This is a genomic window from Enterococcus hirae ATCC 9790 (assembly GCF_000271405.2).
Classification (GTDB): domain Bacteria; phylum Bacillota; class Bacilli; order Lactobacillales; family Enterococcaceae; genus Enterococcus_B; species Enterococcus_B hirae.
Genome location: NC_018081.1, coordinates 766,607 through 791,732 on the forward strand (window position 1 = coordinate 766,607; position 25,126 = coordinate 791,732).

Genomic DNA, 25,126 nt, shown 5'->3' on the forward strand with positions numbered 1-25,126 from the left:
TCTATCTTTCGTTTATTGATTGATCGTACTTTTTATTCAAACGATTTCATTTTTTGAGAAACATCTCACAATATAGACTGACAAACCAATGAAAACGTGCTACAATACTGCTAGATTCTTCGGTATGATCATCACTATTGCTATCTAATAGTACGATAAACCAAGCATATAGAACAAAAGTGAGGTGAGTTGGTATGGTACCATCCATTATTTACTGGGGCGTGATTTTAGCTTGTATCGCCTGGTTAGCATTAAGTATTTATTTTTCAATTTTTTACCTTGCTCGTAAAGAAAATGGAAATCTTTGGGCATTTGCATTTTTCAATGTACTTGCTGCGATCGTTTTAGCGATTACCTTAGTTATTTTCCGAACATGGGGTTGGGGAATCACTCAATATTCAAGTCTGATTTATCTAATATTGGCTATTTATGGCGTAACGATTATTCTTCAAGCAATCTTAGGTCGTGAAAAAAAAGTAGTTAGTAAAACAGCATAATAAACAGAAAGCCAGGATCGAAAATGATTGATCGGGTCAGCTATTGCTAAGCAGCTCATCTTTTCGACTGCTTTACTTTATATTTATATAATGAGTAGGAATTAGGACACTTAAATAGATTCGTGTCCTAATTTTTATTTATTTAATGAATAATTATTCTTTTACAACTCTCGCTCTTTTTGAATATCATTTTTCTTATTTTTTGTATAATTATAGAAATTTTCTATAGCTATCAATACTTCACAAGAAAACTTCTGTTATAGATTGACAAAGTGCTTTGTCTATCGTAAACTATTTTTTGTATAAATAACTGAATACGAGATACCTCAATCAATGAGGTAGAGGTCGCGAGAATCATTAACCCTGTGGAGTGAAGCAAACACCGTGAAGCAGGACTAGGGAAGATCGCCGAAATGTACTCTTCTTTGCTTGAAGTTTACGTTGGGACACAAGTTAAGAGCTTGTGGACTGTCTTAGCAGTGATGCTAAGTTGCGCTATGTTTTGTGAGAGGTTTATCACTTTTGTGAAATGTTAGCGACCCTTTTATATTCTTGAAGCGGTCGTTTTTTATTTCTCCTGATAAGCTACTGCAACGCATTTGTTTAACCGCTCGTAAAAAAATTATGCGTAAACAGTTAATTTGATAAGTACGTCTATCTGACAGTAAAATTAAGTTAGCTGAAGCGGAACTTCGCCCGTTTCATTCCTGATGAAATCGTCGAGCCGTATGTGTAAAAAGAAAAGGAGAAAGATTATGAAAAAAAGTTCAGTTACACTTACCCTATTGATGGCATTTATTTTTTCATTCTTCACTGTAGGAAGTTTCGTGAATGCCGATGAGAAAACACCAACAGATGAGTTCCGTGTAGGTATGGAAGCGGGGTATGCCCCTTTCAACTGGTCACAGCAAACAGATGCCAACAACGCTGTACCGATCCAAGGTCAAAAAAGCTATGCTGGTGGTTATGACGTCCAAATTGCCAAAAAAGTTGCGGATGGATTAGGGAAAAAATTAGTCATCATGCAAACCAAATGGGATGGATTAGCCCCTGCGTTACAATCTGGCAAAATCGATGCGATCATTGCTGGGATGAGCCCCACAGCAGAACGTAAAAAAGAAATTGATTTTACCGATCCTTATTATGAATCACAACTTGTTGTAGTCGTCAAAAAAGATAGTAAATATGCCAATGCAAAAAGTTTGGCGGATCTATCAAATGCTAAGATTACTGCTCAATTGAATACTTTCCATTATAATGTCATCGATCAAATTCCTGATGTGCAAAAGCAACAAGCAATGGATAACTTCTCTGCGATGCGTACCGCTCTTGCTTCAGGTATGATTGATGGTTATGTCAGCGAACGACCTGAAGGGGTAACAGCAACTAGCGTCAATAAAGATTTAAAAATGTTAGAATTTACTGGTCAGAATGGTTTTCAAACAAATCCTGAAGATGTCCAAATCGCTATTGGAATGCGTAAAGGTGACCCAGATATCCAAAAAGTTAACCAAATTCTTAGCGGTATCTCTCAAAAAGAACGTACAGAAATTATGGATCAAGCAATCAAAGATCAACCCGCTTCAACAAATACAGAGGGAGAAAAAGCTGGTTTGTTCACTGATTTCAAAACGATTTGGGATCAATATGGGAATATGTTCCTTCGTGGTGCAGGACTTACGTTATTTATTGCATTGATTGGGACAGTTATTGGAACTACCTTAGGCTTGTTGATCGGTGTTTTCCGTTCTATTCCTGAGTCTGACAATGCCGTGACACGTTTCTTCCAAAAGTTAGCAAATTTACTACTATCGATTTATATTGAAATATTCCGTGGAACACCAATGATGGTTCAAGCTATGGTCGTCTTTTACGGATTAGCATTAGCCTTTGGAATCTCCCTTGATCGTACAATTGCTGCCTTATTCATTGTATCGATCAATACTGGGGCTTATATGACTGAAATCGTCCGTGGTGGTATTTTCGCTGTCGATGAAGGACAATTTGAAGCAGCGCAAGCAATTGGTATGACACATGGACAAACAATGCGAAAAGTAGTTGTTCCTCAGGTCTTACGTAACATCTTACCTGCGACCGGGAATGAATTTGTTATCAATATCAAAGATACAGCAGTCTTAAGTGTTATTGGTGTAGCTGATCTATTCTTCCAAGGGAACTCTGCTGCAGGAGCAAACTTCCAATTCTTCCAAACATTTACAATCGTAGGTATCATTTACTTGGTTATGACCTTTACGATTACCAGAATCTTGCGTGTAGTGGAGAAAAAAATCGATGGTCCTTCAGCCTATACAAAAATTGAAGAAGTTGACAACGCCAACTTGCAGGAATAAGGAGGAAGAATCATGAGTGAAGAAATCATTAAAATCAATCATTTAAGAAAAAGCTTCGGTGAAAATGAAGTATTAAAAGACATCAGCATGGATATCCATAAAGGTGAAGTTGTAACCATCATTGGTTCTTCTGGCTCTGGTAAATCAACTTTCTTACGCTGCATCAACCTTTTAGAAAAACCTACTGGTGGCGAAATTATGTATAATGGTGAAAATATTCTTGCGCCAAAATATAACTTGCCTAAATATCGAACAAATGTCGGAATGGTATTCCAATCGTTCAATCTTTTCAATAACATGAATGTCTTAGAAAACTGTATGTCTGGTCAGACGACTGTCTTAAAAAGAAACAAAGACGAAGCTCGTAAAGTCGCTCTTGAAAATCTAGAAAAAGTTGGAATGGAACGTTATATTGAAGCCAAACCTTCTCAATTATCAGGTGGTCAAAAACAACGTGTGGCAATCGCTAGAGCCCTCTCAATGGATCCAGATGTAATGTTATTTGATGAACCAACATCAGCACTTGATCCTGAGATGGTCGGAGAAGTATTGAATACCATTCAAGACCTAGCTCACACTGGTTTAACGATGATTATCGTGACACATGAAATGGAATTTGCAAAAGATGTTTCTGATCGTGTCATCTTCATGGATAAAGGTGTTGTTGCTGAAGAAGGAACCTCTGATGATATTTTTGTTCATCCAAAAGAAGAACGTACCAAAGAGTTTTTATCACGTATCTTAAAAAAATAGAAGAAAGCCTTTATCCGAAACGACAGGTTCGTTTTGATAAAGGCTTTTCCTTTTTTGGGAAATGATTCACTATTTTCTCATGTTTATCTGCAATTTATTTGAACATCATTCATTAATTCATCAGTCGATCAATCCTCTCTTCTTAGATTGATTGGTCTGATTGCATTTGTTTGAAAATGAATTTTTGAATATTTTCTGAATTAAGTTGTAATTTTTAGAAAATTCTATTAATATAGAAATTATCAAATTTTTTAGTTAGGATGATTAAACAATGGTTGAAGAGCAACAAGAACTACAGCGTGGACTTAAGAATAGACACGTTCAATTGATTTCGATCGGTGGTGCGATCGGAACAGGTCTTTTCTTAGGAGCAGGAAAAACGATTCAATTAGCTGGTCCCTCTATTTTACTGGCTTATCTTATTACCGGGTGCGTTTGCTTCTTTATTATGCGTGCCTTAGGTGAACTTTTATTATCTAATACAAATAATCATTCATTTCTTGATTTTGTTGCAGAATATCTTGGAAAAAAAGTTGCTTTCGTAACAGGTTGGACTTATTGGTTTTGTTGGGTTGCGATCGCCATGGCGGATTTGACAGCGATCGGGATGTATGTCCGTTACTGGGTTCCAGGAGTCCCACAATGGCTTCCTGAATTGATCGCTCTGATTTTACTGCTTGGTTTAAACATGGTGGCTGTTTCATTATTTGGTGAATTAGAATTTTGGTTTGCTTTGATCAAAGTCGTTTCCATTATTGCATTTATTATCGTTGGTATTTACATGATTCTTACCCATTACAAAACAAGTGCTGGACCTGCTAGTATCACCAATCTCTGGTCACATGGCGGCTTTTTCCCAACTGGTACGAAAGGATTCATTCTTTCCTTTCAGATGGTCACATTTGCCTTTACAGGAATCGAATTAGTCGGTTTGGTTGCTGGTGAGACCAAAAACCCTGAGAAAGTCTTACCCGAAGCTATCAATAATATTCCTATTCGAATCATTCTTTTTTACCTTGGTTCTTTGTTCGTTATCATGTCTATCTATCCTTGGAATAGCTTAGATGCGAACAACAGCCCATTTGTCGAAGTGTTTTCAGAAATTGGGATCACCGTAGCCGCTTCTTTGATTAATTTAGTCGTATTGAGTGCTGCGGCTTCTGCTTGTAACAGCGCGATCTACAGTACAGGACGTATGTTACGCTCTCTTTCACAAGAAGGTAGCGCGCCTAAAAAATTCCGTCAGTTGACTTCTCACCGTGTACCAGGAAATGCGTTAGTTTTTTCAACTATTGTGATTTTTATTTCCGTTATCCTAAATTATGTGATGCCTAGTGAAGTATTTACACTCGTCAGCAGTATTGCGACTACTTGCTTTTTATTTATCTGGGGAATACTCGTTTACACTCACTTAAAATATCGTAAAAGTATGTTAGGTAAAAAAGAGCATACGTTCAAAATGCCTTTTTATCCTTATAGTAATTTTCTTGTTTTTGCCTACATGATTTTCATTTGTCTAGTTTTATTTCTTGGCAAAGACACACGTATTGCCTTACTCTTAACTCCTGTTTGGTTTATTGGGTTATTGATCATTTATCGAATGAAATACGAGAAACAATCACTTTGAAATACAGACAACAATCCATACTAAAAAAAAATAGATTGATAAAAGTATGTTAGGACTCTCTTTTTTATAAGCCGCAAAAAATCTTTAGAATATGAGATTGAGACAAAAGTGTTTCGCATCAAGAATAAGAAGGAATTTCCGAAGATGCCACTTTTGTCTCACCATTTATTCGGTTTTAGAGCTTCTAGAAGCGACTGAGGCAAGTTTTGGCTCAGCCTCCAGATTTTTTGGTCAATTACTTATAGAACATCTCCCCTTCAATTACTCTCTCACAGAACCACTCAGGATATAATGATTATTTCAACTCAAGATCAATACTTTATACTCATTATTTGATTAGAAAAACATTGCTAAACTACGTTATTTTTGTTACTTTAAAAAAGTATAAATAAGTAAAGGAGAAATCTATGACAAAAAAATTGACGTTCAAAGAAAGTATGTTTATCGGTTCAATGTTATTCGGTTTATTTTTTGGTGCTGGTAATTTGATTTTTCCCGTTCACATGGGACAAGAATCTGGCTCTGCCGTTTTCTGGGCCAATCTTGGCTTCTTAGTAACTGGGATCGGACTACCTTTTTTAGGTGTAATTGCCATCGGTGTTTCAAAAACATCAGGGGTTTATGAATTAGCAGAACGGATCGGCAAAAAATATGCTTTGGTTTTTACTGTTTTGCTTTACCTCGTCATCGGACCGTTTTTCGCCTTACCAAGATTAGCAACTACCTCTTTTGAAATTGGTTTAGCTCCATTTATCCAAGCCAAGCAACAACATGTATTTTTAGTTATTTTTAGTATTTTATTTTTCTTCACTGCTTGGTGGTTATCCAGACGGCCTACTAAAATCCTTGATTATGTAGGAAAATTCCTTAATCCTGCCTTTTTGATTTTACTAGGAATCTTGTTGGTACTTGCTTTTATTCATCCATTGGGTGCAATCGATCAAGCTACTGTCCAACCTAGTTATCAAGAACATGCTTTCTTTACTGGTTTTACTCAAGGATACAATACATTAGATGCACTTGCTGCCTTAGCATTTGGTATCCTTATTGTTACTACGATTCGCAATATGGGTGTAACAAAGCCTTCTGAGATTGCTAAGGATACGATCAAATCTGGTGCAATCAGTATCGTTTTGATGGGAATCATCTACACATTACTTGCTTATGTGGGAACAATGAGTCTCGGTGGATTTGCTTTAAGTTCAAATGGCGGGATCGCCTTAGCGCAAATCGCAGATCATTATTTAGGAACTTATGGCAGCATCTTGCTCGCTCTTATTGTGATCCTTGCTTGCTTAAAAACAGGGATTGGACTAATCACTGCTTTCGCAGAAACCTTTACCGATCTGTTTCCTAAAAGAAATTACATTGTATTTGTGACACTAGCTAGTGCACTTGCTTGTTTGGTCGCTACTGTGGGATTGACAAATATCATCCAAATTTCATTACCTGTCTTGATGTTTATTTATCCTTTAGCAATGACCTTGATCTTACTCGTTCTTGTGGGTCCATTGTTTAAACAACGTCCTGCTGTTTACCGCATGACCACTTATTTTACACTAATTGCTTCAATTTTAGACGGTTTAAATGCTTGCCCAGACGGAATCAAGCAAACCAGCTTTGTCAAAACGTTGTTAGACTTCGCAACGAATTATCTGCCATTCTTTAAATTAGGAATGGGTTGGATCGTCCCAGCATTGATTGGTTTAGTAATTGGCTTGATTTGGAGTATGGTTAAAAAAGAAACACCTGTTGTAGAGTAACGGCATCTAGAACGATCATTCTTCTAAAATAAGGAACGGTGTGCTATCATCACTTCTGTGAAATGAACAGAGCATATTTGAAGTAACTTTCCATTATTAGATTGCATCTAACAGTGGAAAAGTGCTTCAAATATGCTCTATTTATATATACAAGAAGGAACCTGTGTATTTTACTTCTATTTTCGGCTCTGAATTTTTTACTAAGTCATTAGAATCAACAGATAACTGACAAAATTACTTTTTGAATGAATCCATTGGATGTATTTAATTATTTAGTCAAATGGCTAGCAGAAATATATTTTCCTAAAAAAATTACCAACTTCCAAAAACTTTCGTCACAAAAAATTCACAACTCCTGAGTAATATATAAGCATACCAACAAACAACCCTAACAACACTTTTTCATTTTTAACTCCTTATCCTGCTAGCTCCCCGGCTAGCAGGACTTTTTTATTGAACTAGAAATGGCTGAGACAAACCTGAAAAATAGTTTTGTCTCAACCATTTTGTGTTTTAGTTTATCTATAACCAACTAGCCAGCTTTTGTCATTCCTGGTAGTCTTACCAATTTTTCAAAGTATCATTCTTGGTTTTCGTTTTATTGTATCAAAAAAACTGCCAATTCATCCAAGTAGGATTATGAAAACCTGTAAAGTAATAGAGGCAGAAATAAATTACCCAAACACTGCCAACTAAGACATCGATTCGTTTTCCAACTTTAGATTTTACTGATTCTCCCAAGCCAACAAACACCATCATCAGACCAATCAAAAATAAATTTAATGCGTTTGTATAATAGTTATCCAAATCTGGAAATAGGACGAACACTATATTTAAAGAAACAACGATTGCAGCTGCAGAAAGGAATAAAGAATCAAATATATTCCATCCGGCTATCTTCCAATTTTTGGTCATATAATTAATCAAACGATTCTTTGGCATCCATAACACCTCTCTATTGATTGATAAAATCCATCTATCCTCATGACTTAATTATGTACTGCTCTAATATTGATTTTAAGTTTTCTCTTCGCCAACATCATATGACAAAAAGCAAAAAGCGACGGAAAATGAAGAATCTATTCCATCGCTGTTTTTGCTTCTATTTAGATAACCGCTCTTGATCTCCTGCTGGAGAAAGACTGGTGATTTTTTCGATTTGATCAATTGGAACCATTCGTATTTGTTGTTCCTTGTTTTGTAGGCGAATCATGACTACTTCTTTTTCAACATTTTTTGTAGCTACCCAGCCTGAAATCGTTTCGTACTTATTACTTTTTCGATTGGCTCTTACTTGTAAAATCACTAAACTATGTTGAGTAGCTGCTTTTTGCAGCTCTAAAACAAACTTTCCTTGCAAACGTACATTCTCTGCTATTTTTTCAGTGTCATTTACAAAAGAATCAAAAAGCTGATACGACGTATGCGTGACTAACTTGGTCAATTTCTTCATTGGTGATACTGTTTCTTCGTTCATTGAATGCACTCCTCCTTTAGCTAAGAAAGTGTTACTTAATTAACTATATTCTACCTAAGATTTAACGAAATAACAAGAATATTATCTATACTGAGCAACAAAAAGAAAGCGTTACCTATATAAATATATCGTTATTTTATTTATCTTTTTTCCATTCTTGCATCCAATACTTGAGCCCTTCAGTCAATAATTGGTAAGTTTCGTCAAAGTTATCGGTATAGTATGGATCAGGAACATTTTGTGTTTCTTTTCCAGGAACCCGACTTAAAAATAAATGGATCTTATGTTGTGCGTCGGTCGGTGCCATCCGTTGTAAATCCTCTACGTTAGATTGATCCATGCCAATGATCCAATCAAATCGTTGAAAATCTTCTTCTGTGATTTGGCGTGCAATCATTTGACTCGTATCCACGTTCTCATTTTCTAAAATTTTCTTTGTTCCTTTATGAGGTGAACGCCCCACTTCATAAGTGCTTGTCGCTGCAGAATCAATCAAAAATCGATCAGATTGTCCGTCTTCAGCTACCATTTTCTTCAACAAACCTTCTGCCATTGGTGAACGGCAAATATTTCCTAGACATACAAATAAAACTTTCGTCATGTTTGCTCTCCTTCTAATCATTTGTTTCCAGCTCTTCTTTTGCATACAACCGATAGGAATATAATTCTGTATCTTTGGCTAAGCGGAACAATTGGACGGCGATTTCTAGAGGCGTCTCTTCGTAATCATGTGTAATCCAATTGATTAGAACCCCACTACATCCATAAGAAAAAAAWCGAGCATAAAACAATTTGTCCGCTTTTGATAACTGCTTTTCTTCATCCATTTGATCAAAAATCTTAATAAATGATTGCTGGATAACAGCAGTAAACTCTTTTTGTAGTATTTCTTGGTCAGAGGTAACAGTGTTCGCATAAAATTCTTTTTGTGTAGCAATTGCCTTCAACATTTTTAATGCTTGCTCTTCCCAGTTGTCTAAAGAAAGAGAATGAGGATCTAAATAGCATAAACAATCTTCGTAATACACCCATCGCAACAAATCGTATTTATCTGTAAAATGGTAGTAAAATGTTTGGCGATTGATGCCTGCCTCATGGGCGATTTTCTGTACACTGATCTTTTGAAAAGACTGCTTTTGACATAAATCAATCAATACGTTTTTAATCAATTGCTTAGTATGCGGTGTATCGCCCATCTCATCATCTCCTATCTTCTTTACAAAGACTTCTAGTTCTACGATTTTCTTGAAAAAGTATTTATATGGACAGTCGATTCAAGTATCCTTTTTTATACTTGATAATCATATCCAAAATGTTCATAGGCATATGGTGTGGCGATCCTTCCACGAGGTGTCCGTTTCAAGAAACCTTTTTGGATCAAAAAAGGTTCATACATATCTTCAACAGTTTCTCTTTCTTCACCAATATTGACAGATAACGTACTCAATCCAACCGGTCCGCCACCATATAATTCAATCATCGTACGTAATAGTTTCTGATCGACATAATCCAAACCTGCCTGATCGACTTGTAACAACGTTAATGCTTGATTGGCAATGGTTTGATTGATCTTGCCATCTCCCTGTACTTGTGCAAAATCACGTACCCTTTTTAATAAGCGGTTAGCGATCCGTGGTGTTCCTCTTGAACGTCTAGCAATTTCCAGTGCACCTTCTTCAATGATCTCTGTTTGAAAAATATCAGCAGAACGAATCACGATTTCTCTTAAATCAGCTTCTTCATAATATTCCATATGAGAAATGATCCCAAATCGATCACGAAGTGGCGCTGAAAGCATACCTGCACGAGTTGTTGCGCCAATTAATGTAAAAGGTGGTAAAGGAAAATGAACAGGATGAGCAGTTGGTCCTTGTCCAACCATTATATCAACGTAAAAATCTTCCATGGCAGAATAAAGCATCTCTTCTGCTACACGAGGTAATCGATGAATTTCGTCAATAAATAAAACATCGCCAGCTTCTAACTCATTTAAAATAGCAACCAGATCTCCTGGTCGCTCGATTGCGGGACCACTAGTTGTTCGTATATTGACTGCCATTTCATTCGCAATCACCATTGCCATTGTCGTTTTCCCTAATCCCGGCGGACCATATAACAAAACGTGATCCAACGGCTCTTCCCTGTGACGGGCAGCTTCAATATATATTTTGAGTTCCTGTTTCACTTTCTTTTGACCAATATATTGGGAAAGTAACCGTGGGCGGAGGGTCTTCTCTAAACTTAATTCATTCTCGCCCGTTTCAGGGGATAATAACTGTTCATCGGTCATCATTTTCCCTCCTTATTTTTTCATCATTAATTTTAAAGCTTGGCGTAAGTATTCATCTGTTGTGAGATTTTCTACTTCTTTTAGTTGTTTCTCGACCCGCTTGACCTCTTTATCACTATATCCAAGTGCTGATAAAGCTTCCATTGCTTCTGATAATGCCGTCGCATCTTGTGCTGTACTTTCATCAAATAAATTGAAGGGCGTATCGATACTTAATTCGCCAAATTTTCCTTTTAAATCTAAAATCATTTGTTGAGCTGTTTTTTTACCCACACCAGGGAATTTGGTCAGATAAGTCACATCCCCTGTTTCAACCGCTTGAATCAATCCTGAATGATCATCACTAGCCATAATCGCTAAGGCACTTTTTGGTCCAATTCCTGAAACACTAACTAACCTTAAAAATAATTGCTTTTCTTCTAAAGAATCAAATCCGTACAGAAGATGTGCATCTTCTCGAATGACCTGATGGACGTAAAGTTTGATTTCTTTGTTTAGCTTACTACTATAACGATAGGGATTGCCTAATGCAATTTGATAACCGATCCCATTTGTTTCGATTACTAAATAATAAGGATTGATAAAGGTTACTACACCTGTAAAATATTCATACATCTGTTATCCTCTTTCTTTCACACACATATGTTCGCATATTTTCTTCCATTGTAGCATACTTTTTCTTTTGAAAAAAGAGAACAGAAGATCGAGCTACGCTTCTCCTTTTTAACGTAAGTTTATCAAGGTTTTTAGGATAAACATTTTTTGCAAGAGATTTTAATTTGAACGATCAGAGTTTCAGCACTTTCCTCAAAACAAAGGATCAATATTCAGGAAACAACGCTTCAATAAAGATAAATAAGAAAAAACCTTGAAACAATCAAAAATTGTCTCAAGATTTTTTACCCAAAAATAAAGCTCTTCCTTATTCAACTTGTGATAGATATTCTCCATATCCTTGTTCTTCCATTTCTTCATATGGAATAAACTTTAAAGCCGCAGAATTGATGCAATAACGTAGTCCGCCTTTTTCAGCAGGACCATCATTGAATACATGCCCTAAATGAGAATCTGCTTGACTGCTTCGCACTTCCACTCGGTGCATACCATGAGAAAAGTCGGCCTTTTCTTTAATATCTTTTCTAGTGATTGGTTTACTGAACGCCGGCCAGCCACATCCCGCATCGTATTTTTCGGCTGAGCTAAACAATGGCTCCCCACTGACAATATCGACATAGATCCCTTTTTCATAGAAATCATCATATTTCCCACTAAATGGTCTTTCTGTTGCGTTTTCTTGCGTCACAGCATATGAAATTGGAGATAATTCCTCTTTTAAATCACGCTCATTTTTCTTGAAATCGTCCACTAAAAACGCCTCCTTTTTCTTTTAATCATAACGACAAAAGTATCAGAAGCAAACATTCTGCTCATAGTAATAATTGCTTAGACTTTACGACGTCTAGCAAACTCGACGAAACGAAATTTATCTAAACGGTGAATTGATTCTGTATACTCGAAACACCTTGTATCTTCGAGGTGAACCAGTCCTCTTACTACCACGACATAGCGATCTCCATGTAGATCCATCATCTCTTCGATTTCAGGAGTTACTTCTTCAACGGTAATTTCTTTCTGGGCGTAAGCAATCGTTAGTTGCAATTCATTTTCAAAGTATTCGTAGATCGAGCCAGCAGCTTGTGTTGCTGTTAAAGTTGGTACCACATTTTTTAATAAATAATCACGATCTAATATGACCACTTCTCCATTGATTTTCCTTTGACGAATCAAATGCCAAACCGGCGTTTTTTTCTTCCAGCCTGTTATTTCACTCAATGATTGGTCCACTTCTGTTTCTTCGATTAATTGAACGATGGTTTCACTTGGGATTCGTTGTGTTTCCTGTAATTCTTTGTAGCTTGTTAATCCTGCAATTGGAAAATCAAATCGATTGCGGTCTAAAACAATCGAACCCTTTCCTTGTTTCTTTTGGATATAACCTTCAGTCGTTAACAAGTTAAGCGCTTTTCGAATTGTTTCTCGTGAAACACCATAAATTTGAATCAGCTGATTTTCACTAGGGAGCAAAGTATGCGGAGGATATTGTTGATCCAAAATTTTTTGCTCTAAATCTAAAAAAATTCCATTAAATTTATTCATTACATTTCCTCCACTTAATATTCAATTTCTTTTATTCGCATATAAACTATACTACAGCTTTTTTGTTATTTCAATCGCCCCCTCTTTTCACATATCCCTACACTAAGCCAAGTGTAACGATTACATTTTTTCATTTTTCGCTTGTAAAACGCTTGCAATAGTAGGAAGAAACAAGTATAGTATGGATAAGATAACTTGTGTATACAAGTTTAAAAAGAAAGGGGTTTATTCCTATGGCAAAGTACCAAGCAGATGCTGAGAAACTGTTAAAGGAAATTGGTGGAAAGGAAAATATTGCTGCAGTTAGTCATTGTGCCACTCGGATGCGCTTTGTCTTAAATGATCCAAAAAAAGCCAATGAAGAAGCAATCGAAGATATTCCTAGTGTGAAAGGGATGTTTACCAATGCTGGGCAATTCCAAGTCATTATTGGTAACGATGTTTCAACCTTTTACAACGACTTCGTTGCTGTATCAGGTGTTGAAGGCGTATCCAAGGAGCAAAGTAAAGTTGCTGCTAAACAAAATCTCCACCCTGTCCAACGAGCAATCGCTGTTTTGGCAGAAATTTTTACACCATTGATTCCAGCCATTATCGTAGGGGGACTGATTTTAGGTTTCCGGAACGTATTAGAAGGAATCCAATTTGAAAGTCTTGGTGGAACAATTGTTGAACACTCTCAATTTTGGAACGGCGTAAACGGCTTTTTATGGCTACCTGGCGAAGCAATTTTCCATTTCTTACCAGTTGGTATCACTTGGAGTATCGCGAAAAAAATGGGCACTACACAAATATTAGGAATTGTTTTAGGGATTACGTTAGTTTCACCGCAATTATTAAATGCCTATAGTGTCGCATCAACAGCTGCGGCTGATATTCCATTTTGGGATTTTGGTTTTGCTCAAGTTGATATGATTGGTTATCAGGCACAAGTCATTCCAGCGATGCTTGCTGGATTTATGTTAGCTTATCTTGAAATTTTCTTCCGTAAATATATTCCACAGTCGATTTCTATGATATTTGTTCCATTGTTCTCTCTACTCCCAACAGTCTTAGCTGCCCATGTCATCTTAGGGCCTGTGGGTTGGACAATCGGTAGTTGGATCTCAAATATTGTTAATACTGGCTTGACTTCTTCAATCAGTTGGTTATTTAGTGCCGTCTTTGGTTTCTTATATGCACCTTTAGTAATCACCGGCTTACACCATATGACGAATGCAATTGATATGCAATTGATTGCCGATTTCGGCTCTACGAATCTTTGGCCAATGATTGCTTTATCAAATATCGCACAAGGTTCGGCAGTTCTTGCGATCATCTTCTTACATCGCGGAAATAAAAAAGAAGAACAAATCTCGATTCCAGCAATGATTTCTTGTTATCTAGGGGTAACTGAACCTGCAATGTTTGGGATTAATCTAAAATATGTTTACCCATTTGTTGCCGCAATGGTTGGTTCAGGTTTAGCTGGAATGTTTGCCAACTTGATGAATGTACGTGCTAATGCAATTGGTGTTGGTGGACTACCTGGTATTCTAGCCATCCAAGCAGAAACTTGGGTTCCGTTCATCATTTCTATGATCATTGCAGTTATTGTTCCATTTGGTTTAACCGTAATCTTCAGACGTCAAGGGATCTTAAATAAAATCGATCCTGCTGTACCCGTAGAAGACACAACTGGCTTACAACTACAAACAGCTGATGGAAACAACGTTTCACCACAAAAATTTGAAGCTGCCAATGCAACAGCAGTTTCTACTCCGACAGAAGAGTTATTCGCTGTAGCAGATGGACAAATCAAGGAAATCACCGAAGTAGCAGATCCTGTTTTTGCTCAAAAAATGATGGGTGAAGGTTATGCTGTACTACCTTCCAACGAAAAAGTTTATGCTCCAGTCGCTGGTAAAGTAACAAATATTTTTGATACACAACATGCGATTGGTCTTTTAACTAATGAAGGTCTGGAAGTTCTCGTTCATATGGGTCTAGATACTGTCGAATTGAATGGGCTGCCTTTTACGATCCATGTAAAAGAAGGCGATTCAGTTACGCCAAAAACACAACTAGCCGACATGGACCTCACAGCAATTGAGCAGGCTGGGAAGAAAACGGACATCTTAGTTGTATTAACAAATAATGAAAAAGTTGCTGCCTTAACATTAGATCAAACAGGTCTCGTTCGTCATAGCGAAAAAATTGGAAAAGCGCAACTAAAATAAAAAATACTACTATATGAAAAATAACCTGAAAAAATTCTTTTAGTGAATTTTTTCAGGTTATTTTTCACTCTTTAAGCGTTGGTACTTTCATCAACACTTTAGTCAGTTTGATCGTCACTATGCTTAAAAACGACAAAAAGAAATAGCCGTCACTTTAACCGAAGTCTGGCTATTTCTCTTTGAAATATCTGATTAAACGGTCACCGTCTTTCGCGGTGCTGTCCAGGGGAGTTGTTAGCGCAACCCCTCTTTCATTTTCATTATACCAATTACTTCAGGTATTTACAACTTTCGCAAAGATAGAATTCCTCTTAAAAACCTTAACTAAAAATAACACTTTTATGTTTTAAAAAACACGTTTCTCGTGGCGATAATATGCTACAATAAATTCGACAGTAAAGTGGATCGACGGTGGCAACTTCTCACAAAGGTGGTGGTGCTTATGGGAATAAGTACTAAAATCTATGAAAGGAGTTCACTTTTTGTCCGCATATGAGATCGTTCAAACCATACTTGGCTTTGGTACGTTCACCATCGCTTTAGTCAGTTTGATCGTCACTATGCTTAAAAACGACAAAAAGAAATAGCCGTCACTTTAGCGAGTATAGCTATTTCTTTTTGAACTATTAAACTAATTCGCCACCGTCTTTCGCGGTGCTGTCTAGAGGAGTTGTTGACGCAACTCCTCTTTCGTTTTCATTATACCAATTACTTCAGGTATTTACAACTTTCGCAAAGATAGAATCCCTCTTAAAAAACCCTAAATAAAAATAACATTTTTATGTTTTAAAAAACACATTTCTCGTGGCGATAATATGCTACAATAAACTCGACAGTAAAGTGGATCGACGGTGGCAACTTCTCACAAAGGTGGTGGTGCTTATGGGAATAAGTACTAAAAACTATGAAAGGAGTTCACTTTTTGTCCGCATATGAGATCGTTCAAACCATGCTTGGCTTTGGTACTTTCACCATCGCTTTAGTCAGTTTGATCGTTACTATGCTTAAAAACGACAAAAAATAGCCGTCACTTTAGCAGGAGACTGGCTATTTTTTGTAAAATAAAAATTCGCCACCGTCTTTTGCGGTGCTGTCCAGGGGAGTTGTTGGACGCAACTCCTCTTTCGTTTTCATTATACCAATTACTTCAGGTATTTACAACTTTCGCAAAGATAGAATCCCTCTTAAAAAACCCTAAATAAAAATAACATTTTTATGTTTTAAAAAACACATTTCTCGTGGCGATAATATGCTACAATAAACTCGACAGTAAAGTGGATCGACGGTGGCAACTTCTCACAAAGGTGGTGGTGCTTATGGGAATAAGTACTAAAATCTATGAAAGGAGTTCGCTTTTTGTCCGCATATGAGATCGTTCAAACGATGCTTGGCTTTGGTACTTTCACCATCGCTTTAGTCAGTTTGATCGTCACTATGCTTAAAAACGACAAAGAATAGCCGTCACTTTAGCGGGAGACTGGCTATTCTTATTCTTTGTCGAATATTTAAATTCAACCGCCACCGTCTTTCGCGGTGCTGTCTAGAGGAGTTGTTAGCGCAACTCCTCTTTCGTCTTGATTATACCAATCACTCATACACTTTGCAATTCTAAATATGACTGAAAGTAGTGGACACAAACTTGAACGTTCCTATCTCAATTTCTGATTTCCGTCAACTGCAGCTACATAAATTTTTTAAACCTTGGTAAACTGCACCGATTGGAAATCCAACAATACTGTAATAGTCGCCTTGGATCTCTTTAACAAATGCACCTGCAAAACTTTGAATACCATACGCACCTGCTTTATCCATATAATCACCGGTTGCTAAATAGGCTTCGATATCCTTAGTTGTCAAAGGATAAAAGGTCACCTTAGCTTGTGCTAAGATTTTTTCTTCTTGGTCACCTTTCGTCAGCACCACGGCTGTATATACTTCATGCGTTTTCCCACTAAGTTTTTGAAGGATAGCTTTTGCCTCTTGTTCATCCGCTGGTTTACCGATGATCTCATCATTGAAAACAACTGTCGTGTCACTTGCAATCACCAATACATCATTATCGTATTGATGTTTGACTACTTTTGCCTTTTCAGTTGCCATTCGCTCAACATAATTTTTAGGTTTTTCTTGAACAAAAGGTGTTTCATCGATATCAGCCGGATGAACATCAAATGCACTAACCAGTCGCCCTAATAATTCTTTTCTTCTAGGGGACTGCGAAGCTAACACAATTTTCATCTGTTTCTTCTCCTTTTCATGAGACTCATTAATGTGGATCTTGGATGCGTTTAAACATTCTTTCCATATCTGAATTAGTAAAATGGATCAACACAGGGCGTCCATGAGGACAATTAAAAGGATTTTCACATTGGGCTAAGTCCTTCAATAAAACCCTCGCCTGAGCTTCATTCAAATAATGATTTGCCTTGATTGAACGTTTACAGCTCATCATGATTGCTGTGGCTTCTCTAAATTTCTTCACGCTAACACTACCCGTTGTTAATAACATATCGATCATTTCTCGAATAATCGCTTCTTCCTCTCCAGATGGATACCAAGTAGGATGTGCTCTGACGATAAAACTATTTTGACCGAATTCTTCTAGATAAATACCTGCTTCTTCAAGCAATTGTTTTTTCTCTTTCAGTTTCAAAGCATCACTATTGGGATAATCTAATACAAACGGCACAAGTAGTTCTTGTAGATCGTTAGAAACTTCGCCAATTTTTTCTCGAAAATATTCATACTTGATTCGTTCTTGCGCTGCATGTTGATCAATAATGTATAAGCCATCCTGACTTTGAGCAAACAAGTACGTTCCATGCATTTGTCCAAAATATTCTAATTGTGGAAAGCGTTGTGTTACCTGCTCATTTTCTAATTTCTGAATCGCTTGATCTAATGAGCGCCCATTTTGACTTAAATCAAACTCTGGATGTAGCGCTAAATCCTCACGATAAACTGTTTCTGAAGAAGTTTCTTCTTCAGCTGTAGTTTCATGCTCGTTGGAAAAGTTTTCAACAGTGGATAACTCATTTTCACTCTTATCCACTGGTTTTTCTACATAGTTATCAACAATATCACCAGAGTTATCCACTGTTTTTCTTTTGCTTTCTGGATAACTAGTAGTTTCTTCAGAAAATACAGGAGAGTTTTCAACATTATCCACAGACTTATCAACAGATTCATGCACAAACTCGCTTTTTTCTTCCGCTACAAAAAATGTTCCGGTTGTTTGATCAAAATTCAAGCTTTGCGGTTTCTTAGGTTTCGCTTCTTCAAAAGCGTAAGATAAATCAATTTCGATTTGTTTCGCTTTTGGTTGATCAGCAACCTTTTTCTTGAATCGCAAGTTGTCAGCTGCACTGGGAATTAAGTTCTCCTGTACCAATGCTTTTTGAATCGCTTGAGTAATTAGCTCAGTTAATTCCTGTTCCTTCGATAAACGAACTTCTTGCTTTGTTGGATGGACGTTCACATCCACTAACAATGGATCCATTTTGATTTCCAGTACAGCGATTGGGAATCGCCCTACCATTAGTTTTGAACCATAGCCGGCTACAATTGCTTTATTCAAGGAAAAATTTTTAATAAAACGTCCATTAATGATGGTTGAAAGATAATTACGACTAGCACGAGTCACTTCAGGTAAAGAAATATAACCGAAGATTTCAAAATCTAAATCTTTCGCTTCAATCTTCAACATTTTCTTTGCTGTATTCAACCCATAGATTCCGGCAATCGTTTGTTTCAATTCGCCATTTCCTGAAGTTGCTAACATCTTATTCCCATCATGGACTAATCGAAAAGCAATTGCCGGGTGACTTAAGGCTAAGCGATTCACAATATCACCGATATTCGCTAATTCAGTATGCAACGTTTTGACATATTTTAAGCGTGCTGGTGTATTAAAGAAAAGATTGCTGACTGTGATTTTCGTTCCTTGCCTTAAAGGAGCTGGGCGGTGTTCCATTACCGCACCTCCCTTAAGCTCTAAATAGGTTCCTTGCGTTTCTTCTTGATTGGCTGTTTCTACCGTCATCTCTGAAACAGAAGCAATACTAGGCAATGCTTCTCCTCGAAACCCAAGCGTACGAATTCGGAAAAGGTCGTCACGATTGTGGATTTTACTTGTTGCATGACGTTTAAAGGCGTTCTCAACATCTTCTGTCAAAATACCTTCTCCATTATCAATCACTTGGATCGTTTTTAATCCTGCTTCTTCAACTAAAATATCGATTTGACTACTTCCTGCATCTATGGCATTTTCCACAAGTTCTTTGACTACCGAGGCTGGACGTTCGACAACTTCACCGGCTGCGATTTGATTGGCTAAGCGTTCTGATAATTCTTGGATTTTCGCCATCATTCTACGCCTTCTTCCTATATAGTATTTATAGTGAGCTTACTCTTCTTATTTATCGTTGATTTACAGCTGTTTTTTCAATTCATAGAGTTGATTCAATGCATCCATTGGTGTCATTTCTAACAGATTCATTTGTTTCAATGTAGAAATAACTGCTGTTTCGGCATCGCTTAATTCACTGAACAAGGACAGTTGTTGCGTTTCTTCTTGTTCTATCGATGCAGTATCAGTTACTGGTTGTGCTATTGCTTCAAGCGGCTCACTTGTAACAGCCACGGAATGATGGCTCACTTCTCCTGATTCTAATGTATGCAAAATATCTGCAGCTCTTGCTAATAAATTAGAAGGTAGCCCTGCAATTTTCGCTACATGGATCCCATAGCTTTTATCAGCTGGGCCATCCATCATCTTATGCAAAAATACTACTTCGCCGTCTTTTTCAACAGCTCCTACATGTACATTTTTTAATTGAGGTAATTCTTCCTCTAGAACTGTTAACTCATGGTAATGTGTAGAAAAGAGCGTTTTTGCTTGTACATGTTGATGGATATATTCAATGATCGCTTGAGCTAATGCCATTCCATCATAAGTCGCAGTTCCTCTACCTAATTCATCAAAAAGAATTAAGCTGTTTGATGTCGCATGCCGCAACGCTTGATTAGCTTCCATCATTTCCACCATGAACGTACTTTGTCCAGCAATCAAGTCATCACTTGCACCAATCCGAGTAAAAATCCGATCAAAAATTGGTAAGATCGCTTTTTGCGCAGGGACGAAGCACCCCATTTGAGCCATTAAAACAGTTAATGCTAACTGACGCATATACGTACTTTTCCCTGACATATTCGGTCCAGTTATCAATAAGATCATTTCGTCTTCAGCCATATCCACACTATTGGGAATATATTCTTGATGTCCTAATACTTTTTCAACGACTGGGTGCCGACCTTCTTGGATTAGTAATTGGTGTCGATCCGAGACCATCTCAGGACGAACATATTGGTATCGCTCACTGATCGTAGCAAAACTTTGCAGAACATCGGCTGTACTGATTGATTTTGCTAAAATTTGTAATGGTTTGATCGCTTTTTTGACTTCTTCTCTCACTGCTAAAAACAGCTGATATTCCAAATCAACAGACTTTTCTTCTGCTTCTAAAATTTGCGTCTCTAACTCTTTTAATTCTGGTGTGATAAAGCGCTCTGCATTGGCCAATGTTTGTTTACGTTCGTATTTTTCCAGTTCAACATTTGCCAGATTCGCTTTAGTGATTTCGATATAATAACCAAATACACGATTAAAGCCAACTTTTAAATTTTTGATCCCAGTCTGCTGACGTTCTCTTGCTTCTAACTCTGCTAGCCACTGCTTCCCATTAGTCATCGCAGAACGGTACGTATCTAACTGATCATTAAAACCATCTTTAATGATATTCCCCTCAGTAATTTGTAGGGGCGGGTCTTCTTGAATTGCTTGATCAATCAAATGAACCAGGTCATCCATCGGTTGCATTTCCTTCAATAAGTCAGTCCACTGACCTTGATCGATCCCTTCGATCAGTTGACGAATCAGCGGTACTTGTTCTAAAGAAGTCTTTAATTGAATCAAGTCACGCCCATTGACATTTCCAAAAGCCACTCTTCCTGCTAGGCGTTCTAAATCATAAACCTTCGTCAATGCACTTTGTAGATCAAGTCGTTCAAAATAGCTATTCAAAAGAGAAGCTACCATTTCTTGCCGTGACTTGATTTGATTGAGTTGAATCAGCGGACGGTCAAGCCATTGTTTCAGTAAACGCCCGCCCATAGCTGTTTTCGTTTCATCTAGCAACCATAAAAGCGTGCCGTGTTTTTTTCCTGTACGTATGGACTGGCTTAGTTCGAGGTTAAACTTAGAATAGTAATCCATTTTCAAATAGTGATCCGGTTGATACTCGATCGCTTTTTGGATATGCGCAAGACTTCTTTTTTGTGTCACTGCTAAATAAGTAAGTAATTTTCCGGTCACTTCTTTTTCAAGTGGATCGGATAGCTCACTGGTTAAGAAATTAAACTCTGCATTTTCTTCACTTGTTTCTTGTTTTGAGAAAACTAATCCTAATCGATTCTTTAATTGCTCAGCAAGTTTTTCACTAATTTCATTTCCTAAAACAAGTTCTTTTGTTTGCAAAGCCGTCGTTTCGTTCAGTACAGCTTCTTCATCAAACAAATGAGCAGTTTTTAACTCCCCTGTGCTTAAATCAGCATAGGCAAATCCAAATTCGTTGCCTTGGCTAACAATTGCTGTCAAAAAATTATTGTCTTTAGCAGATAGTCCCTTACTATCCATGACTGTTCCAGGTGTTACTAATTGAATCACTTCACGTTTAACCATCCCTTTGGTGGTCTTAGGATCTTCTACTTGTTCACAAATAGCCACTTTATAGCCTTTTTCAATTAAAATATCAATATAGCCTTGTGCTGCATGATGGGGTACCCCACACATTGGAATTGGTTCGTCTGCATTACGATTCCTGCTGGTTAATGTTAACTCTAAAATTTGAGACGCATTGATGGCATCTTCATAAAATAATTCATAAAAATCACCTAAACGATAGAACAAAAAAGCATCTTGGTATTGGGCCTTGATGCTTAAATATTGTTCCATCATTGGAGTATTCTTAGTTTTTTGAGGCATTGTCTTCCTCCTCTATCCAATTATTGATTTCATCTTGCAGCATTTTCGTCAAATGATGCAATAAATCATTTGCTTCAAGCAATTGTTTCCGATAAGCTACTACGATCGGATGTTGATCAAATTGTTTCGTCAATTGTTCAACCCGACCATTCGCTTCTTTTTCTGCTATTCTTTTTCCATAATAAGCATAGTTTGCTGCTTCTTTTTGTGCAGATTTGATATCTTCCGTTAACTTTTCTAAATAGGAACTAGTTTGTACTTTTCGCTCTAGTTCGTGGTAGCGGATGATCGTTTCATGTTCACTTAAAAGTTGAGCTAATTTATCCGCTTCTCGTTGAATATTCGGCTCTTTATGCAAAAGATGTCTCACTTTCTATTCTAAAAATGGACGGTCCTCGTTGATCTGGATTAATTGGATGGTTTTCGCTTTACCAGTTGCATCATCAAATTCCAGTAAACAGCCACTCAAAATACCTCGTCCTCGTTCAACGACTTCAAAACGTTTCGGCAAAGCTGTTAAAAATTTTTCGATAACTGGTTCTCGGCGCATACCTAAAATTCCGTCATAAGGACCTGTCATACCTACATCAGTTAAATAGGCAGTTCCCTGCGGTAGAATCCGAGCATCATTGGTTTGTACATGCGTATGGGTCCCAATGACCGCTGAGACTTTTCCATCTAAGAACCATCCCATGGCTTGTTTCTCACTTGTCGTTTCTCCATGAAAATCAACGAAAATGATTGGCGTTCTTTTTTTTGCTTCGGCGATCAAGCGATCCATCTTGCGGAATGGATCATCTAAGTCGACCATAAAAGAACGTGCTTGCATGTTGATTACAGCTAGTTCTACTTGATTGACTTTCACGAATACCATTCCTTGACCTGGCGTTCCTTCAGGAAAGTTTGCTGGACGAACGATTTTTTTTGCTTGATCGATAAATTCAAAAATATCTCGGTTGTCCCAAGTATGATTGCCCATCGTGACAACATCTACACCGTCTTGTAAAAACTTTTTATAAATTTTTTCAGTTATTCCTCTTCCAGAAGCTGCATTTTCTCCATTTACAATTGTGACCTGTGGTTGATATTTCTTTTTTAAACGAGGAAGATAGGTTGTAATCATATCTCTTCCCATTGAACCTACTACATCACCAATAAATAAAACCCGCACACGTTTTCCTCTTCTCTTTTAACATCATTCTATATTATAGTTGTTTTTTTGTAGAAAGAAAAGGGCAGAAAAATCCTCTGCGTAACCCTCATCTGAAACTACTAAAAAACTAGCTGAAGTCAGTCTCCAACTAGTTCTTTTTACTATCCTAGATTATACTTGTTTATTTAAATCATGGAAAGTTGCTTCAATGCTTTCCAAATTCCATCTTCATCATTTGTATCAGTAACCAACTTCGCTTCTGCTTGTACCTCTGGAACTGCATTTCCCATTGCAACACCAATGCCTGACATACGCAGCATCTCTCGGTCATTTTGGCCATCACCGAAACTAATGATATCTTCTTGCGCAATTCCGACTTGTTCTGCTAGGTGTAAAATCGTGGCTGCTTTTGAACCGTCATGTGGAACAACATCCACACTTTTTTCATGCCAACGAACAAATCGAATCTTATCGTAACTAGAAAAATGATGATCGTAATTCTGATCAAAAAATGCTAAAGCTTGATAGATATCTTGTTCTTCCACAAAGTACTGATCAAGTTCAGGTAAAACAGCGCCAAAAGAATGCATTGCCTCTTCCATCATTCCCACATGATTGGAAGAATAACGTTTGATATTATCTAGACTCACAAAAGCAGTATCGATATTTTTATCTTGTGCTTCTTTGACAAAATTGTCTAATTGTTCACGGTCAAGCAAATTTTTATAAACTTGTTCATGATCTAAAAATCCAGCAGCGCCATTACATAAGATATAATTTGTAAATGCTAGATCTCGGATAACCTCTTGCGCATGGAAACGACTACGCCCAGTAGCAATCGTTACCAAATGTCCTGCTTTACGTAACTTATCCAAGGCTTCTCTTGTGCTGTCTAATGCTTGTTTATTTGTGTCCAGTAGCGTCCCATCAATATCAAAAGCAAATAATTTACGTTTCATTTTTTTAGTCGACTCACTTTCTTATAAATACTTGCTTGCTTCTCTTCTTGTCAAAGCAGACCATTCTTTTGTCAATTGTTCTTTTACCCAAGAAACATTTGTCTTGCTGTAATCGCGCAATGCCCACCCAATCGCCTTTTGAATAAAAAATTCCTTTGAGGAGCGATCTTCAGTAATCACTCGATCCAACAACAGCTGATTGGTAGCTTCTTTAAATCCTAACTGTAACGTAATTGCTATTCGCCGAAGCCAAAAATCTTCTTTTTTTTCAAACAAAAGAGAAACCGTCTCTAATTGTTCCATATGAAGTTTACACCATGTAGCATAAACTTTCCGCCAAGCATCAATCGTATCCCACCATGCTTTTTCCGGTACCAATACAGACAATTCGACCAACTCATCCAATGATAAACGTTTGATGTTTTGTTGAATCAAATCAATCGCCAGGTACTGATACTCCCGTTCTTTTTTTCATAATAATAGAAAACAAGGAAAAAAAGGTCTGGAACATCAAGCACTTTGCTTTCACGCAAAAGTGTTTGTTGCAATTTCCAACGTTCTGGTTTGGGCACACCTGCAAATGAGAACTGATTTCTCATATACATTTCCATTGGATGTGCTTTTTCTTCATTTTTTTGAAAAACTAAAAGTTCCAAGACAGTCCTCCTTGAAAAATCAAGCCCGTATCTTAGGTGACAGCTGAAAAATCACTGTCACTACCTTTTAGTGGCTCTGTAGGTTGAAAATAGGCTGTGCTTACACAAGCATGATCCTTCATTTATTTCTTTTTAAGATTGGTACGTTTATTTTTCATGCTTTTAAAAGATACCCTCTTATT

Annotated in this window: 22 protein-coding genes, 2 pseudogenes and 1 riboswitch; of the genes and pseudogenes, 9 read left to right on the plus strand and 15 right to left on the minus strand. The window is 37.2% G+C overall.

Features of this window, described 5'->3' with window-relative positions; genetic code table 11:
* Positions 1–194 precede the first annotated feature (194 nt).
* The 5 genes from EHR_RS03690 to brnQ all read left to right on the plus strand — a co-directional run bounded on the left by EHR_RS03690 (position 195) and on the right by brnQ (position 6,991).
* Complete coding sequence (locus tag EHR_RS03690) at positions 195–497, plus strand: hypothetical protein (RefSeq protein WP_010736843.1); 303 nt, start codon at positions 195–197, stop codon at positions 495–497.
* Between the two features lie 331 nt (positions 498–828).
* Positions 829–1,003: riboswitch (Lysine riboswitch) on the plus strand.
* Between the two features lie 249 nt (positions 1,004–1,252).
* Entirely contained in the window at positions 1,253–2,848 is a 1,596-nt protein-coding gene (locus EHR_RS03695) for an ABC transporter permease subunit (RefSeq protein ID WP_010720364.1), read from the plus strand.
* Between the two features lie 12 nt (positions 2,849–2,860).
* Positions 2,861–3,601 (plus strand): amino acid ABC transporter ATP-binding protein, encoded by a 741-nt coding sequence (locus EHR_RS03700; protein WP_010720365.1) that lies wholly within the window; start codon positions 2,861–2,863, stop codon positions 3,599–3,601.
* A 271-nt stretch (positions 3,602–3,872) separates the two neighbouring features.
* Positions 3,873–5,228, plus strand: coding sequence for an amino acid permease (locus EHR_RS03705; protein WP_010736842.1), 1,356 nt, complete (start codon positions 3,873–3,875; stop codon positions 5,226–5,228).
* Between the two features lie 407 nt (positions 5,229–5,635).
* Complete coding sequence (gene brnQ, locus EHR_RS03710) at positions 5,636–6,991, plus strand: branched-chain amino acid transport system II carrier protein (RefSeq protein WP_010736841.1); 1,356 nt, start codon at positions 5,636–5,638, stop codon at positions 6,989–6,991.
* Between the two features lie 606 nt (positions 6,992–7,597).
* Here the strand turns inward: brnQ and EHR_RS03715 are convergent.
* The 8 genes from EHR_RS03715 to treR all read right to left on the minus strand — a co-directional run bounded on the left by EHR_RS03715 (position 7,598) and on the right by treR (position 12,915).
* Entirely contained in the window at positions 7,598–7,933 is a 336-nt protein-coding gene (locus EHR_RS03715; RefSeq protein WP_010736840.1) for a hypothetical protein, read from the minus strand.
* 160 nt (positions 7,934–8,093) lie between these two features.
* Positions 8,094–8,468, minus strand: coding sequence for a hypothetical protein (locus tag EHR_RS03720; RefSeq protein WP_010720369.1), 375 nt, complete (start codon positions 8,466–8,468; stop codon positions 8,094–8,096).
* A gap of 136 nt (positions 8,469–8,604) precedes the next feature.
* Positions 8,605–9,069 (minus strand): low molecular weight protein-tyrosine-phosphatase, encoded by a 465-nt coding sequence (locus EHR_RS03725; protein ID WP_010720370.1) that lies wholly within the window; start codon positions 9,067–9,069, stop codon positions 8,605–8,607.
* A gap of 13 nt (positions 9,070–9,082) precedes the next feature.
* A complete protein-coding gene (locus EHR_RS03730) occupies positions 9,083–9,664 on the minus strand; it encodes a TetR/AcrR family transcriptional regulator (protein WP_010736839.1) in 582 nt (193 codons plus the stop codon).
* Positions 9,665–9,756: 92 nt separating this feature from the next.
* Positions 9,757–10,758: a Holliday junction branch migration DNA helicase RuvB gene (gene ruvB, locus EHR_RS03735; protein ID WP_010736838.1), complete on the minus strand. Its 1,002-nt coding sequence runs from the start codon at positions 10,756–10,758 to the stop codon at positions 9,757–9,759.
* A 12-nt stretch (positions 10,759–10,770) separates the two neighbouring features.
* Positions 10,771–11,373, minus strand: a complete 603-nt coding sequence (gene ruvA / locus EHR_RS03740; RefSeq protein WP_010736837.1) for a Holliday junction branch migration protein RuvA — start codon at positions 11,371–11,373, stop codon at positions 10,771–10,773.
* Positions 11,374–11,680: 307 nt separating this feature from the next.
* Positions 11,681–12,124: a peptide-methionine (R)-S-oxide reductase MsrB gene (gene msrB / locus EHR_RS03745; RefSeq protein ID WP_010736836.1), complete on the minus strand. Its 444-nt coding sequence runs from the start codon at positions 12,122–12,124 to the stop codon at positions 11,681–11,683.
* A gap of 77 nt (positions 12,125–12,201) precedes the next feature.
* Positions 12,202–12,915, minus strand: coding sequence for a trehalose operon repressor (treR, locus tag EHR_RS03750; RefSeq protein ID WP_010736835.1), 714 nt, complete (start codon positions 12,913–12,915; stop codon positions 12,202–12,204).
* Between the two features lie 233 nt (positions 12,916–13,148).
* On the opposite strand from treR, the gene treP reads away from it, so the two are divergent.
* The 4 genes and pseudogenes from treP to EHR_RS13745 all read left to right on the plus strand — a co-directional run bounded on the left by treP (position 13,149) and on the right by EHR_RS13745 (position 16,592).
* A complete protein-coding gene (gene treP, locus EHR_RS03755) occupies positions 13,149–15,134 on the plus strand; it encodes a PTS system trehalose-specific EIIBC component (RefSeq protein ID WP_010736834.1) in 1,986 nt (661 codons plus the stop codon).
* Positions 15,135–15,576: 442 nt separating this feature from the next.
* Positions 15,577–15,721 (plus strand): annotated as a pseudogene (pepG1, locus tag EHR_RS13735) (type I toxin-antitoxin system toxin PepG1).
* Between the two features lie 317 nt (positions 15,722–16,038).
* Entirely contained in the window at positions 16,039–16,158 is a 120-nt protein-coding gene (locus tag EHR_RS13740) for a putative holin-like toxin (RefSeq protein ID WP_080292483.1), read from the plus strand.
* Between the two features lie 314 nt (positions 16,159–16,472).
* Positions 16,473–16,592 (plus strand): putative holin-like toxin, encoded by a 120-nt coding sequence (locus EHR_RS13745; protein WP_071859338.1) that lies wholly within the window; start codon positions 16,473–16,475, stop codon positions 16,590–16,592.
* A gap of 213 nt (positions 16,593–16,805) precedes the next feature.
* Here EHR_RS13745 and EHR_RS03760 read toward each other — a convergent pair whose 3' ends face one another.
* The 7 genes and pseudogenes from EHR_RS03760 to EHR_RS03790 form a co-directional block, all read right to left on the minus strand.
* Positions 16,806–17,372 carry a Maf family protein gene (locus EHR_RS03760; protein WP_014834351.1) on the minus strand — a complete coding sequence of 189 codons (567 nt, stop codon included), beginning with the start codon at positions 17,370–17,372 and terminating at the stop codon, positions 16,806–16,808.
* A 28-nt stretch (positions 17,373–17,400) separates the two neighbouring features.
* Positions 17,401–19,500: a DNA mismatch repair endonuclease MutL gene (gene mutL / locus EHR_RS03765; protein WP_014834352.1), complete on the minus strand. Its 2,100-nt coding sequence runs from the start codon at positions 19,498–19,500 to the stop codon at positions 17,401–17,403.
* Positions 19,501–19,563: 63 nt separating this feature from the next.
* Positions 19,564–22,176, minus strand: a complete 2,613-nt coding sequence (gene mutS, locus EHR_RS03770; protein ID WP_010736831.1) for a DNA mismatch repair protein MutS — start codon at positions 22,174–22,176, stop codon at positions 19,564–19,566.
* Positions 22,160–22,534, minus strand: a complete 375-nt coding sequence (locus EHR_RS03775) for a YlbF family regulator (RefSeq protein WP_010736830.1) — start codon at positions 22,532–22,534, stop codon at positions 22,160–22,162. The genes mutS and EHR_RS03775 overlap by 17 nt, the downstream gene beginning before the upstream one ends.
* A gap of 15 nt (positions 22,535–22,549) precedes the next feature.
* Positions 22,550–23,347 carry a TIGR00282 family metallophosphoesterase gene (locus EHR_RS03780; protein WP_010720381.1) on the minus strand — a complete coding sequence of 266 codons (798 nt, stop codon included), beginning with the start codon at positions 23,345–23,347 and terminating at the stop codon, positions 22,550–22,552.
* 167 nt (positions 23,348–23,514) lie between these two features.
* Positions 23,515–24,288, minus strand: coding sequence for a Cof-type HAD-IIB family hydrolase (locus tag EHR_RS03785; RefSeq protein ID WP_010720382.1), 774 nt, complete (start codon positions 24,286–24,288; stop codon positions 23,515–23,517).
* 21 nt (positions 24,289–24,309) lie between these two features.
* Positions 24,310–24,944 (minus strand): annotated as a pseudogene (locus tag EHR_RS03790) (DNA alkylation repair protein).
* Between the last annotated feature and the right edge of the window lie 182 nt (positions 24,945–25,126).

Excerpts from the sequence above, each read along its gene's own strand:
- ruvA (WP_010736837.1), bottom strand. The coding sequence starts at position 11,373 with ATGTATGAATATTTTACAGGTGTAGTAACCTTTATCAATCCTTATTAT.
- EHR_RS03715 (WP_010736840.1), bottom strand. The coding sequence starts at position 7,933 with ATGCCAAAGAATCGTTTGATTAATTATATGACCAAAAATTGGAAGATA.
- mutS (WP_010736831.1), bottom strand. The coding sequence starts at position 22,176 with ATGCCTCAAAAAACTAAGAATACTCCAATGATGGAACAATATTTAAGC.
- EHR_RS13740 (WP_080292483.1), top strand. The coding sequence starts at position 16,039 with ATGAAAGGAGTTCACTTTTTGTCCGCATATGAGATCGTTCAAACCATG.
- ruvB (WP_010736838.1), bottom strand. The coding sequence starts at position 10,758 with ATGACCGATGAACAGTTATTATCCCCTGAAACGGGCGAGAATGAATTA.
- treP (WP_010736834.1), top strand. The coding sequence starts at position 13,149 with ATGGCAAAGTACCAAGCAGATGCTGAGAAACTGTTAAAGGAAATTGGT.
- EHR_RS03705 (WP_010736842.1), top strand. The coding sequence starts at position 3,873 with ATGGTTGAAGAGCAACAAGAACTACAGCGTGGACTTAAGAATAGACAC.
- EHR_RS03720 (WP_010720369.1), bottom strand. The coding sequence starts at position 8,468 with ATGAACGAAGAAACAGTATCACCAATGAAGAAATTGACCAAGTTAGTC.
- EHR_RS03695 (WP_010720364.1), top strand. The coding sequence starts at position 1,253 with ATGAAAAAAAGTTCAGTTACACTTACCCTATTGATGGCATTTATTTTT.
- EHR_RS03760 (WP_014834351.1), bottom strand. The coding sequence starts at position 17,372 with ATGAAAATTGTGTTAGCTTCGCAGTCCCCTAGAAGAAAAGAATTATTA.
- brnQ (WP_010736841.1), top strand. The coding sequence starts at position 5,636 with ATGACAAAAAAATTGACGTTCAAAGAAAGTATGTTTATCGGTTCAATG.
- EHR_RS03700 (WP_010720365.1), top strand. The coding sequence starts at position 2,861 with ATGAGTGAAGAAATCATTAAAATCAATCATTTAAGAAAAAGCTTCGGT.
- EHR_RS03785 (WP_010720382.1), bottom strand. The coding sequence starts at position 24,288 with ATGAAACGTAAATTATTTGCTTTTGATATTGATGGGACGCTACTGGAC.
- treR (WP_010736835.1), bottom strand. The coding sequence starts at position 12,915 with ATGAATAAATTTAATGGAATTTTTTTAGATTTAGAGCAAAAAATTTTG.
- mutL (WP_014834352.1), bottom strand. The coding sequence starts at position 19,500 with ATGGCGAAAATCCAAGAATTATCAGAACGCTTAGCCAATCAAATCGCA.
- EHR_RS03690 (WP_010736843.1), top strand. The coding sequence starts at position 195 with ATGGTACCATCCATTATTTACTGGGGCGTGATTTTAGCTTGTATCGCC.
- EHR_RS03725 (WP_010720370.1), bottom strand. The coding sequence starts at position 9,069 with ATGACGAAAGTTTTATTTGTATGTCTAGGAAATATTTGCCGTTCACCA.
- EHR_RS13745 (WP_071859338.1), top strand. The coding sequence starts at position 16,473 with ATGAAAGGAGTTCGCTTTTTGTCCGCATATGAGATCGTTCAAACGATG.